Source organism: Paenibacillus sp. FSL L8-0340 (genome assembly GCF_038593145.1).
Classification (GTDB): domain Bacteria; phylum Bacillota; class Bacilli; order Paenibacillales; family Paenibacillaceae; genus Paenibacillus_AQ.
On the sequence record NZ_CP151967.1, the window covers coordinates 5,961,516 to 5,974,112 of the forward strand.

The 12,597-nt window shown below is 50.8% G+C and carries 14 protein-coding genes and 1 other annotated feature; all 14 genes read right to left on the reverse strand.

The annotated features are described in order from the left end of the window. Positions 1-204: 204 nt before the first annotated feature. The 14 genes from ilvE to minD all read right to left on the reverse strand — a co-directional run bounded on the left by ilvE (position 205) and on the right by minD (position 12,597). Entirely contained in the window at positions 205-1,086 is an 882-nt protein-coding gene (ilvE, locus tag NST07_RS27355) for a branched-chain-amino-acid transaminase (RefSeq protein WP_038595656.1), read from the reverse strand. 4 nt (positions 1,087-1,090) lie between these two features. Beyond that, on the reverse strand, positions 1,091-1,978 hold the full coding sequence (pheA, locus tag NST07_RS27360) for a prephenate dehydratase (protein WP_341095715.1): 888 nt from the start codon (positions 1,976-1,978) through the stop codon (positions 1,091-1,093). Beyond that, on the reverse strand, positions 1,975-2,955 hold the full coding sequence (gene thrB / locus NST07_RS27365) for a homoserine kinase (protein ID WP_342480541.1): 981 nt from the start codon (positions 2,953-2,955) through the stop codon (positions 1,975-1,977). The genes pheA and thrB overlap by 4 nt, the downstream gene beginning before the upstream one ends. A 62-nt stretch (positions 2,956-3,017) precedes the next feature. Further along, positions 3,018-4,304, reverse strand: coding sequence for a homoserine dehydrogenase (locus NST07_RS27370; RefSeq protein ID WP_341095717.1), 1,287 nt, complete (start codon positions 4,302-4,304; stop codon positions 3,018-3,020). Between the two features lie 75 nt (positions 4,305-4,379). Beyond that, the gene (locus tag NST07_RS27375) at positions 4,380-4,817 is read right to left on the reverse strand and encodes an ACT domain-containing protein (RefSeq protein ID WP_038595667.1); all 438 of its coding nucleotides are present in this window, start codon (positions 4,815-4,817) and stop codon (positions 4,380-4,382) included. Between the two features lie 329 nt (positions 4,818-5,146). Then, complete coding sequence (gene obgE, locus NST07_RS27380; RefSeq protein WP_341095719.1) at positions 5,147-6,457, reverse strand: GTPase ObgE; 1,311 nt, start codon at positions 6,455-6,457, stop codon at positions 5,147-5,149. A 15-nt stretch (positions 6,458-6,472) separates the two neighbouring features. Then, positions 6,473-7,213 (reverse strand): Spo0B domain-containing protein, encoded by a 741-nt coding sequence (locus NST07_RS27385; protein WP_341095721.1) that lies wholly within the window; start codon positions 7,211-7,213, stop codon positions 6,473-6,475. A gap of 210 nt (positions 7,214-7,423) precedes the next feature. After that, positions 7,424-7,735 carry a 50S ribosomal protein L27 gene (gene rpmA / locus NST07_RS27390; RefSeq protein ID WP_019908993.1) on the reverse strand — a complete coding sequence of 104 codons (312 nt, stop codon included), beginning with the start codon at positions 7,733-7,735 and terminating at the stop codon, positions 7,424-7,426. Between the two features lie 18 nt (positions 7,736-7,753). Then, positions 7,754-8,089, reverse strand: coding sequence for a ribosomal-processing cysteine protease Prp (locus NST07_RS27395; RefSeq protein WP_341095726.1), 336 nt, complete (start codon positions 8,087-8,089; stop codon positions 7,754-7,756). Between the two features lie 12 nt (positions 8,090-8,101). Then, positions 8,102-8,413: a 50S ribosomal protein L21 gene (gene rplU, locus NST07_RS27400; RefSeq protein WP_341017227.1), complete on the reverse strand. Its 312-nt coding sequence runs from the start codon at positions 8,411-8,413 to the stop codon at positions 8,102-8,104. Positions 8,414-8,427: 14 nt separating this feature from the next. After that, positions 8,428-8,514, reverse strand: a sequence feature (ribosomal protein L21 leader region). Between the two features lie 110 nt (positions 8,515-8,624). Continuing rightward, positions 8,625-9,866, reverse strand: a complete 1,242-nt coding sequence (locus tag NST07_RS27405) for an Rne/Rng family ribonuclease (protein WP_341379612.1) — start codon at positions 9,864-9,866, stop codon at positions 8,625-8,627. A 58-nt stretch (positions 9,867-9,924) separates the two neighbouring features. Next, positions 9,925-10,767: a M50 family metallopeptidase gene (locus NST07_RS27410; protein ID WP_341095729.1), complete on the reverse strand. Its 843-nt coding sequence runs from the start codon at positions 10,765-10,767 to the stop codon at positions 9,925-9,927. Then, positions 10,760-11,617, reverse strand: a complete 858-nt coding sequence (locus tag NST07_RS27415; RefSeq protein WP_341095731.1) for a M23 family metallopeptidase — start codon at positions 11,615-11,617, stop codon at positions 10,760-10,762. The genes NST07_RS27410 and NST07_RS27415 overlap by 8 nt, the downstream gene beginning before the upstream one ends. A gap of 185 nt (positions 11,618-11,802) precedes the next feature. After that, a complete protein-coding gene (minD, locus tag NST07_RS27420; RefSeq protein WP_038595685.1) occupies positions 11,803-12,597 on the reverse strand; it encodes a septum site-determining protein MinD in 795 nt (264 codons plus the stop codon).

Sequence of the window (12,597 nt, forward strand, 5' to 3'; positions counted from 1 at the left end):
TACAGCTATGCTGCAACCCCGCTCTACAAGCAATTCCGATTTCCGGCTCTGCTCTCAAGCATCGGACAATGCGGTACAGCCGCCTCCTTCGTTACTACATCTTATGCAGCCCATGGGCGATTGACATCATGTGAACAAAAAAAATCCTTTCATGACTGGCATGAAAGGATTTGCTTATGGTAAATCAATGAATTTAGTGAATCACTATTCCCAGACTTTGTAGCCGTCCTTATCCACCGCATTACGGAATTCTTCAAGTAATTGCAGTGTAATCGGTCCGGCATGCCCTGCTCCGATAATCCGTCCATCGATTTCACGGGCTGCAATAACCTCAGCTGCCGTTCCGGTGAAAAAGACTTCGTCGGCAATATAGACATCATGCATGGTGAACGGTTCTTCCTTCAGCGGAAGTCCCAGTTTCTCACAGAGTTCGATAATGGCCAGACGGGTAATTCCTTCGAGTGCACCAAGGTAGCAAGGCGGCGTGTACACCACACCCCTTTTGACAATGAAGATATTATCTCCCGAACCTTCAGTTACGTACCCTTGAGCGTTCATCATAATCGCTTCGTCAGCCTCAGCGAGATTGGACTGAATCTTAACGAGGATGTTATTGAGGTAGTTGAGTGATTTGATCTTCGGATTCAGTGCATCCGGGATATTGCGCCGTTGTGATACGGAAACTGCCCGTAAACCGTTAAGATAAGCCTGCTCCGGATAAATGGCCAGCTGCTCCACAATGATAATCACGCTCGCCTTAGGGCAACGCCGTGGATCCAGTCCCAGATTTCCGGGACCCCGCGAAACGATCAGACGGATATAGCCGTTGCGCATATCGTTCAAGCGAATCGTCTCAGCCATAGCCTCCAGCATTTCATCGTAAGTCAGCGGAATGTCCAGCATAATTGACTTGGCCGAATCATACAGCCTGTCCAGATGCTCTTTGCATTTGAAAATGTTGCCGTTATAAATGCGAATGCCTTCGAAAATGCCGTCTCCATATAAGAATCCATGATCAAAAACGGATACCTTTGCATTTTCCTTTGTTACGTGTTGTCCATCCAGATAGATCCATTGCTCAGCCATGAACTTACTGCACCTCCGCTTTCTCTTCCTCATAGGTGTATGTGGGGTAGGAGCCCAGAATCCGCACCTGACAGCCCAATGCCTTGATCTCCTCAATCGCCGCCGGGAGCAGGACCGATTCTATCGGTTCCAGTACATCAATGTAAAAATAATAAGTACCCAGTTTCTTCTTCGTAGGACGTGATTCAATACGTGATAAATTCAGACGCCGCCATGCAAATGCAGACAGCACCTGATGCAAGGCTCCCGGAAAATCCTCCGGCAGGGTTACAAGAATACTCGTCTTGTCTCCAACACTCTTGCGGGGAAGCCTCAGCTTGTGCGGGCCTACAAGGACAAACCTTGTGTAATTATTATGGTGGTCCGTGATTTTCCAGTCAAGGATCTCCAGGCCATGCGTTGCGGCACCGAGTGCCGTGCCGATTGCTGCCCAACCTCTGCCCGGATTGTTCTTTACTATTTCCACTGCTTCGGAAGTGCTTCCGACCGACTCCAGCTCAGCCCAAGGGGCATGCTCGCGGATAAACTGCAGGCATTGCGCCATGGCGACAGAATGGGAAAGGATCTTTACGATCTTAGTATAATCCTTATTTCCACTGTCATCCTTGAACTCCTGCGGGTTGCTGATGAGATTCTGTATCGACGGAAAGATCCACTCCGCCTGCATCGGAAGATTCACCTCATTAATGAGCCAATCGATATGCAGACTGACCGAACCTTCAATCGTGTTCTCAATGGGAATGACGCTGTAATCAGTGGCACCGCCTGCTGTAGAGAGAAAAACGTCGGAAATCAGCTTATGATGTTCAAGCTTTACAGGCTCAGCACCAAACAAGTACAGCAGCGCTTCGTGGGAGACGGTACCCTGCGGCAATACCGCTATTGACTTCATGGCTGTATTTCTCCTTTTATCATATCCAAAAATGATTGCTTTTGCATCCTGTTTCTTTCGAGCAGCTCAGTGGTAACCCCGGAAGTACATGGAGGCAGCCAGCGAGTGCGGGCCGGGATACCGTGCTGCTGCATCGTTTCTTTCAAAAATTGCTCAAGCTCCTGCTTCCTGCCCTCGCGCCGGTCGACCAGACAAAGAAGTGTAGGTCCCGCGCCGCTAAGAGCAATCCCCAGCGCCCCATGCTGCGGGGCTTCGGCGAGCAGCTTCTCCATCCCCGGCACCAGCGGCGCACGGTATGGCTGATGCAGCCGGTCCTGCATAGCCCGGCTGATGAGATCAAGCCTGCCAGAGGCCAGTGCCGCCGTCAGCAGCGAAGTACGGCTGATGTTAAAGACCGCATCGCCCACCGTGATTTCGGAGGGAATGACCCCACGTGCTTTGACCGTGGCCAGCTCAAATTCGGGGATCACAACAAGCACTTCCAGATCCTGCGGCGGCTCCAGACGGATAAAGTCGGCATGCTCGCCATCCCAGACAGCCGTAATGATTCCCCCGAACAGGGACGCTCCAACATTGTCGGGATGCTTCTCCAGTGCAGTGGCCATATCAAACAGTCTGGCATTGTCCAGCGGTGAACCAATCATAGCATTAGCTGCTGCCATTCCGCCAATAATGGCTGACGCGCTGCTGCCAAGTCCCCGTGTCAGCGGAATCTCGGAATACATGGAAATCGACAACTCAGGGATGGTAACCCCAGCTTCCGCAAAAACCATTTGGGCTACCTGGTAGAGCAAGTTATTCTTGTCCTGGGGCACACCCTTCATCTCATCACCATGTAGGTGAAACACGGTTTCCGCAGCTTCCTCCATCTCAATCCAGGCATACAGCGACAAGGCCATACCCAGTGTATCAAAACCCGGTCCAAGATTGGCGGTACTGGCAGGGACTTTAACTCTAGACCTTCCGTAAATACTCATGGCTGATGAAATCTCCTTCGTTATTTTTACGCGGTTCCTGATATCTGGAACTTACTCCGTTGTCAGCCTTCCACACGATAATGGCTCTTGATCCGGTGGATGACGGCAAGCTGCTCCAAATGCCGCATTACCTTATTCATACTCGCCTTGCTTGCATTGTGCGTCACAATTATGATCTCCGCATCAGTATTATTTGGGTTGGCTTGCTGCACAACGGAGTCGAGGCTGACATCGTATTCGGCAAACACCTGAGTGATCTTCGCCAGCACACCCGCTTTATCATCTACATGCAGCAGCAGAAAGTTCTTAAAAAAGATGTCCTCGTCGCTCTTCAGCTTCTTTTGCTTATACGGGACAATCTGCTTAAGACCGTTAACGCCCAATTTCAGGTTCTTGATAACTGCCACCAGATCGGCAACGATAGAGGTTGCTGTAGGCATCGCACCTGCTCCCGCACCATAAAACATAGTCTCTCCTACCGCTTGCCCGAATACATACACCGCATTAAATACACCGTTGACGGAAGCAATCGGATGGCTGGCCCGGATCATGGTCGGTTGAACACTGATGCTGAACGCCTCGTCTTCACACTCTGCGATTCCTAGCAGCTTCATTTCATAACCAAGACGTTTAGCAAACGCGATATCCTCTTTGCTCACTCCCGAGATGCCGCTCACACTGACATCGCTGAGTTCAACATTTGTTCGGAAGCCAAGCGTGCCGAGGATCGCCATCTTGCGTGCAGCATCAAGACCTTCAACGTCGGAGGTCGGGTCAGACTCAGCATATCCCAGTCCTTGCGCTTCCTTAAGTACATCATTGTAGGACGCGCCTTCCTGGCTCATTTTGCTCAGTATGTAATTGGTTGTTCCATTCACTATCCCCATAATCTTAATAATCTTATCTGATGAAAAACCTTCGATCAGCGTGCGGATAATCGGAATTCCTCCGGCAACGCTTGCCTCATAAAACACATCGCATTGCTTCTCCTGCGCTTTAGCCAGAATCTCCGAGCCGTGCAGCGCCATCAAATCTTTATTTGCGGTTACAATATGTTTGCCGCGTTCCAGCGCTTCAAGGATATATTCCTTTGTTCCGGCAATGCCGCCCATCACTTCGACGATGACATCAATTTCAGGATCACGGATAACCTCCCATGGATCTGAAGTCACTTTGGAGGCATCTACTTCGATTTCACGGGGTTTATCCGTATTCTTCACAGCAATGCGCTCAATGAGAATCGGGGAGCCCACTTGACTGCTCAGATCCTCCTGATTTCCTTCTACGATACGGACCACGCCCGTACCTACTGTTCCCAGCCCCAATAAACCAACTTTAACCGGCTTCATTTGAATCCTCCTAAAAGTTATATGAAGCTATACTTCACAGAATAATGACCGCAATAAAACTGCTTCTTAAACATCTTAACCCTGGCCGATAATAAAAGCGCGCTTCACTCCAGCAATTTCCTTCAGGCCATCAAGCATGTCGCCCATTTCTTCATTTAAATGCGAGATCTCCACGGAGATCACAACATTGGCCCGCCCTTGGAGCGGAATACTCTGGTGGATCGTCAACACGTTGGCTCCGTGAACCGCCACACAGCCGAGTACCTTGGACAGCATGCCGGACTCATGTTCCAGATCAATGGAGATCGTGACAATGCGTTCGCGTTCCAGTTGATGGATCAGATGTATGCCGTCCTTATATTTATAAAAAGCGCTGCGGCTAAGTCCAACCCTCTCAACACCCTCGTGCACCGTCTTAGCATCTCCCGCCTCAAGCAGCTGTTTGACCTGCATCGTCTTCAGCACAGCATCAGGCAATATGTCCTCGCGGACTAAATAATAGCGTTCTTTCACGAACGTCCTCACCCCAAAGACTTTTGTGTTTTCTTAGTGGACATTATATAGGATTCAGCCCGAATAACGCAACATATTTTCACACGAAGCCAAGAATACACTGCAAGAATGAAGCCACCCACATCCTATAAGCTGCAAAAGGACAGATCATTTCTGTTCGAAGGTTGCTGTCATACACCGTTTCTCACCACTTTAATGTATGCCAATCAGCCTAAACCAAACAGAACATTACATAAAAAAACGCCGCCTCCGTCCTCCTTGTCAGGAAAAACGTAGTCGGCGTTTCTTCTATCTGCTTTATACCGTGTAGCGTGCAGCCAGCACCACTATTAATAGTAGCTGCTGTTCTCTACAAACTCGAATTCGAAATCGGCAATGCGGACAATCGTGCCTTCTACAGCCCCACGCTTACGCAGTTCCGCATCTACACCCATGTGGCGCAGGGTACGGGCAAGCTTCAGGATCGCATCATGCGTACTCAACTGCATACGCTTGATCATCCGCTCAATGCGCGGACTGCTGACGACAAACGCATCGTTGTCGCGGGTGATTGTGAAGGAGTTATCCTCTTCGGCCTCCAGCTTATAAACCTTGCGTTCAGAGGTTTCTGCCACCTCTTCAACCACCGGAGCAACCGGAATACTGTCAAGGATATCCGTAGCACGGTAGAGCAGCTCCTGCACCCCTTGGCGGGTAAGTGAGGAGATCGGCATAATCTCCAGATCCGGACGCAGCTCTGCAACCCGTTCACGGAAAGAACTGAGGTTCTCCTCCGATTCAGGCATATCCATTTTGTTCGCCGCGACAATCTGCGGACGGTCAATCAGACTTGCATTGTACTGCTTCAGCTCATCATTAATCATGACCCAATCTTCGAAGGGATCCCGCCCCTCGGAACCGGACATATCCACGACATGGATAATAATGCGCGTGCGCTCAACATGGCGCAGGAATTCGTGACCCAGGCCGATGCCTTCGCTGGCCCCTTCGATCAGTCCGGGCAAATCCGCCATGACAAAGCTCCGGCCGTCGCCGACATCCACCACACCCAGGTTCGGAGTAATCGTTGTGAAGTGGTAGGCTCCGATCTTCGGTTGAGCTGCGGAGACTACCGACAGCAGCGTCGATTTCCCGACACTTGGGAATCCTACCAGGCCTACATCAGCCATTACCTTCAATTCCATAACTACATAACGCTCCTGGCCTTCTTCCCCATTCTCAGCCAGTTCAGGCGCTGTATTGGCCGCAGTGGCAAACCGGGTATTTCCCCGTCCGCCGCGTCCGCCGCGCGCTACAACAACCTGCTGTCCGTGACGGGTCATATCGGCGATCACTTCCTGGGTGTCGTCGTCGATCAATATAGTTCCCGGAGGAATCCGTACGATCATATGCTCGGCATTGGCACCATGCTGACTCTTGTTGCGTCCTTTTACACCACGTTCTGCTTTAAAATGGCGCTGATAACGAAAATCCATCAGCGTACGTAAACCTTCATCCACCCGGAAAATAACGTCGCCGCCGCGGCCGCCGTCACCGCCGGCAGGCCCGCCTTCCGGCACATACTTTTCACGCCGGAACGCTACCAGTCCATCGCCTCCGTCGCCGCCTTTAACATAAATCTTAGCCTTATCTACGAACATTCATGTTCACCTTCCTTACATCTCCAGCGGTAAACGCAGTTTCACATGAGCTCTGTCCTGCTCCAACTGCTCCGCCTTCATAATTTTCCCTTGGACTATATTATAAATTTGCCCCTGTAGCAGCTCGGGATTGCTATGCTCACCCTCGCCTTCGAAAGAGATCAGAATGTCTCCTCCATCCTGTATAAAGCTTAGGCGGAGTCTTTGGGTATCGCCCTGCGGAACAAGTCCGCTGTATTGGTATGCCCTTACCGTCTGCATAATCACCGAAGTAAGCTCGTCGCCTTTCTCCTGACTTAGCTTGTCCTCCAGCTGCAAGCCTTCCTCCACCTGCACTTCCAGCTCCAGATTGCTCCGGAATGTGCGGAAAGACTGCAAATAAAACACCAGCGAAGGGATTCCCAATTTGGCGATACGGCTATCAAGCGCTATACGCTCCTTTATTCTTTCCACACATTGCACGGATTTATCAGGCTTACCCAGCTGGATATATCCGTAAAGCACCTGCAGCTCATTCATCCAATCATGACGATGATGATTCAGTGTCCGGTTCGCCGCCTGTTGCAGAGTCTTCTCCTGTATGCGCAGTTCCTCTTCAAAATGACGCCGGTTGTAAATAAAGCTGAAAGCAAGCACCCCAGCTACCCATATTCCAAGCAGCAGGCATGTGAAAAGGGAGGTACGCCAATACACGAGACCTAAAGGAAGCACTACGGATAACATGACTGCCCAGACGAAACTTTTCCAGGATTTCATTCTTTCTCCCCGTCCCTCAGTTCGCAAAATTCATGTCTAATTCAATATTCACCTTGATGAAGCATATGCCAATTCCCAGTATAACACAGGCTTTCACGGCAATCATTAGCATTCAGAGAGCAAGTGAATAATGTATCACCTGTTTTTCCTGCAAAAAAGCCCCCGGCACTCATGCCGGAGGCTTCTACATACAAATAATGTTCGGAAAGCTTACGCTTCCAGTGCCGCTGCTACCGGAGCGACATCAACCGGGTACACGCTCACTTTTTTGCGGTCGCGGCCCCAACGTTCGAACTTCACTACGCCATCCACCAATGCGAAGAGCGTATCATCTTTACCGATGCCTACGTTAGTGCCTGGGTGAATTTTAGTTCCGCGTTGACGAACCAGGATGTTGCCGCCGGTTACTGCTTGACCGTCAGCACGTTTCACGCCAAGACGTTTCGAGTGGGAATCACGTCCGTTTTTTGTGGAACCTACACCTTTTTTCGATGCGAAAAACTGAAGATCCAATTTCAACATGTTGGTCAACCTCCTTCTTTAAATAATAACTTGCTGTATCTTAATATACTTCCCGTATGATTCTGCGATATCACTGAGCATGACAACCATGGATTCCAGCAAAAGCTGGATCTTGGCGGAGACTTCAGGATCACTCACCGGAACCAGGGTTCCGCTTAAAAATCCGTCATCCATTGAAGTATCCAGAACAACACCAGTCAGCTTCTCAATCGAATTCACCGTTCCAAATGTAACTGTGGAAACACCCGCGCAGACGATATCCCAGCCTTTCCTCGCGTATTCTGCATGCCCTTTAACGGCAAAACCGACAATCGTACCTTGAGCTGAAGCCCGTGTAATCCGCACGTTAATCATTAACGCACCTTCTTACGCTTGAATCTTCTCGATAGTTACTTTAGTGTACGGTTGACGATGGCCTTGTTTCTTGTGGTAGTTCTTCTTAGGTTTGTATTTGTAAACTACAACCTTCTGACCCTTACCATGTTTCTCGACTTTAGCTGTTACAGACGCGCCGCTTACCAGCGGAGTTCCTGCAGTCAGACCACCTTCGTTAGAAACAGCCAATACACGGTCAAACGTTACGCTTGCGCCGTCTTCAGCTTCCAGCTTCTCAATGAACAATACATCGCCCTCTTGGACTTTGTACTGCTTACCGCCAGTTTCGATAATTGCATACATTGTACTTGCACCTCCTCATGTCTCAGACTCGCCTAGTCTAGGTGGCAAATCCCCGTAGAAATCTGCGCTTATGTACCCGATCGGAGCGGTTACAGCATGTGCAGGATTAGAACAATCAAACACATACTTGAAGATATTATCATACTTAATCCAGATAGTCAATGGTATAGAGAAGCGGATAAATAAAGCTGTTTGGATTTGCTGATTATTCTTATTCCAGCCAGGCTCCAACTTTCCCCGTCCCTCCGCAGCATTGGCAGATCACAGGGGCAAAGCTAGCCGAATCATGCCGTGCCTTCTTACGGGTCATTTCCAGCAGACCAAGATGTGTCCAGCCCAGAATATGCGTCTTGGTGCGGTCCCGGCTCGTCACACTCTCCAGCCGTTCCGTTACTAGCCTGCGGTGCTCCTCACGCTCCATATCAATAAAATCAACAACGATGATGCCTCCGGTATCGCGTAGACGGATAAGTCTGCCAATTTCCTCTGCGGCCAGCAGATTTGTTCGCGTTACGGTCTCCTCAAGCGTGGTACTCCCGGTGTATTGTGCCGTATTGACATCAATGACGGTCAGCGCCTCTGTCTCGTCCCAAATCAGCGTTGCCCCGCCCTCCAGAATAATCTTCCGGTTGAAGCTTTTATGCAGCTGCTCCTGCACACCATATGCGGTAAAGATGGACTCTTGTCCCCGGTACAATCCAACAGGCTTGTACCCTTCGGGAGCCATATCATCCAGAAATGCCTCCGCTTCCCTCACCGCATGAGCCGAATCAATCATCAGCTCATCAAGCTGCGGATTGAAGGCATCCCTGATAAATCGCTGAACGATGCTCAGATCGCAGTGCAGCAGGGCCGGAGCTACGGCCTCCCCGGCGCGGCGGACAATCATCTCCCACTGCGCACGCAGAAAGGACAGGTCGCCTTCGACGGCATCCACCGGCTCATCCTCGGAGACTGTCCGCATGATCAGCCCCTCTTCACTGCGGCGCAGCCGCTCACCGATTGCTTTAAGCCGGCTCCGTTCCGATTCCCGGCTGATTTTTTTGGAAACTCCTACGTATTCTGCAAAAGGCATGTATACCATCCAGCGTCCCGGCAGTGTATAGTGGGTGGTCACACGTGCTCCCTTGCCGCCCCGCGGCTCTTTGCGGACCTGGACGACAAGCTCCTGGCCGGGCTGCAGCAATGTCTCAATGGAAGGTTTCACCGCCGGCTGCTTATCTAAATGGGGATGCAGCACATCGTCTACATATAAAAAAGCATTCTTCTTCTGTCCAATATCGACAAAAGCAGCCTGCATGCCTGGCAAAACATTCATAACCCGGCCCTTGTAATAACTGCCGACCAGACCTTGCTGCTGATCGCGTTCGGCCGCGTATTCCACCAGCCTCCCGTTCTCCAGAAGAGCCATCCGGGTAACATGCTGTGTGCAGTGAACGATCATTTGTTTCATGGCTTCACCTCTGGGTTTCAATCAATCATTCATTGCCACCGGCCGCACGGAAGCTGTTCTACTTTCCAAAATAAGTAGAGATCAGGCGCTGCTCCGGTACAACCGCTACTATATTTCTATCATCGTTCATCACATAAATAAAATGATATTGATTACGTTTAAATAGACGCAATATATCATCTAAAGGTTTCGCGGAATCGGCAACAATCGGTCGAGCTTCGCTATTGGAACGCAAATGGCGAGCATACATTGCCTCTCTGTTCATCAGAAATGCCATGAAGCGGTAGGGCAGATTCCGATGATCTGTCCTATTGGAATAGAGCAGAAACGCCCCGATCATCAGCAGATTCAGCCGGAGGCCGCCGCCTGTCCCAAGCGGCAGCAATGCGTAGCCAATGACAAGCACACTTGCTCCGATACTTATTCTGCCGCCCCACAGCAAAGTATAATAATACGGCAGAACCATACTTAGCGCAGCTTGAAGAACCTTGCCCCCGTCCAGGGGAAGAACCGGCAGGAGATTGAAGAGTGCGATAATCACATTTGCCTGAATAAAATAAGCAAGAAAAGCCGTACTGCCTGCACCTGCCTGCTGAAGCATAACAGCCAGCAGGATCATGATTCCGTTCTGCAGCGGTCCAGCCAGCGCGATACCAATCTCCCGGCTCGCCGTAAGCCGCCCGTGATCCTCAATCACGGCCACTCCGCCGAAGGGGAGCAACTGAACGGATCTGACCGTAACCCCGGCCAGCAAAGCTGCGCAGACATGTCCCAATTCGTGGATAAGCACTATGGTAAAGAGCGTAAGCAGCTCCAGAAACTGTCCAGTTAACACGGAAAAGAGCAGAATCAGCACAAATAGCGGATGCAGCGACAGTTCAATGCCAAATATCCTAATCAAACGATACCACTTCGGCAGGATCAATATAAGTCTTGTCTTTCATAATTGCAAAAAAAAGCAGCCCTGTTTCAGCGTCCTTCGTCTCCTGCATCCAGCCAACGGTGTCACCGCTCTGTATCCAGTCATCCACCGCAAGCTTTGTTCCGCTCAAATGACCGTATTCTGCCGTTACGCTGCCCGTATGGCGTACGGTAACCCGAATGCCGCCCTGTGCCTCATTGGTCACGGATAACACACGTCCCGTGTCTACACTTTTCACCGTGATACTGCCTTTTGAATCCTCCGCAGGCATAATTTCCACACCTTTCAGCGTAGCCGCAAATGGACGGACAATACTGCCCTCAAGTGGGGCGCTCAAGGCGTGGGCAGCCGTAACTTTTTGAGCCGGCTGATCCTCGTCCCCGAAAATCGGGATGAACGAAGGCGCACCGTCAAAGTGCTCCTCATACCATACCTGGGCCGCGGCGAAGTCCATATCCTTGCTGAGGGCATCCGAAACAAAATCCTGCGCCTTCAGCGCCCAGGGCTGGTGCAGAAAAAATATGCCCCATACACCTCCAAATACAAGGAGGCTTGCGACAGTCCGCCGGATAAATCCGGCAGAAAAATGTGATCTGCCGCCGCCTCCCTCGTCCTCCCAGCCCCCGCGGCGTTCCTTCCACACGACCTCGGGGTCCGGCTCCGCTGATGGAGCCAGATCATTTTTAGGACCCGCTCCCCATTCCTTAAAGCTTGCTGTCTTCTCCGGCAAAGCAAAAAGCGGCGGCACTGCCACGGTATCCTGGTTGTCCTCCAGCAGGTTGCGGATACGTTCTTTGCGGCGGCCTTTAACGCCTGATTTCTGTTCCATCTCGATCCCTCCGGGGGCTTGTTTTATATCCATTTTATGAAGGATGGAAGGTGCTTTAGAACAAGCCTTAACCAAGCGGAACATGTCCGGCAACCTATTTATCATAAAAAAATCCCGCCGCAGATTTCTCTGCCGGCGGGATTTTTTATCTAAGGGATAACTTTATAGGATTGCTTGCAGCAGGTTCAAGCCATGCCGAAAAATTTCTTTAATTTCTTGAAAGCCCCCGGCTTGCGGTCCAGCTGCATCAGAGGCACTGCGTCCCCCAGAATCCGCCGGGCAATATTACGGTAGGCTATCGCTGCAGAAGAGTCGGGATTCATCACCGTTGGCTCCCCGCTGTTCGCCGCTTTAATGACCAGCTCATCATCTGGAACAATTCCGATCAGATCGATGTTCAGTACTTGAAGGATATCCTCAATGTCCAGCATATCCCCAGACTTCACCAAGCCAGGCCGAATACGGTTAACGACCAGCTTTGGCGACTCCACATGGGACTGCTCCAGAAGACCGATAATCCGGTCTGCATCCCGCACTGCCGCATGCTCCGGCGTAGTGACAACAATCGCCTTGTCGGCACCCGCGATGGCGTTGCGGAAGCCATGCTCGATCCCGGCAGGACAATCGATCAGAATATATTCATATTCCTTCTTGAGTTCAAGAATAATATCCTTCACCTGCTCCGGGGTCACGGAGGTCTTATCTTTGGTCTGGGCCGCAGGCAGCATGTACAGCTCATCGAAACGCTTGTCCTTGACCAGTGCCTGATTCAACCGGCAGCGCCCTTCTGCCACATCCACCAGATCATAAATGATCCGGTTCTCCAGCCCCATGACTACATCCAAATTGCGCAGCCCGATATCGGTATCAACCAGACATACTTTTTTGCCCTGCAATGCAAGTGCGGTTCCAATATTGGCCGTTGTAGTTGTTTTGCCAACTCCGCCTTTGCCCGAGGTTACGACAATCGCTTCTCCCAT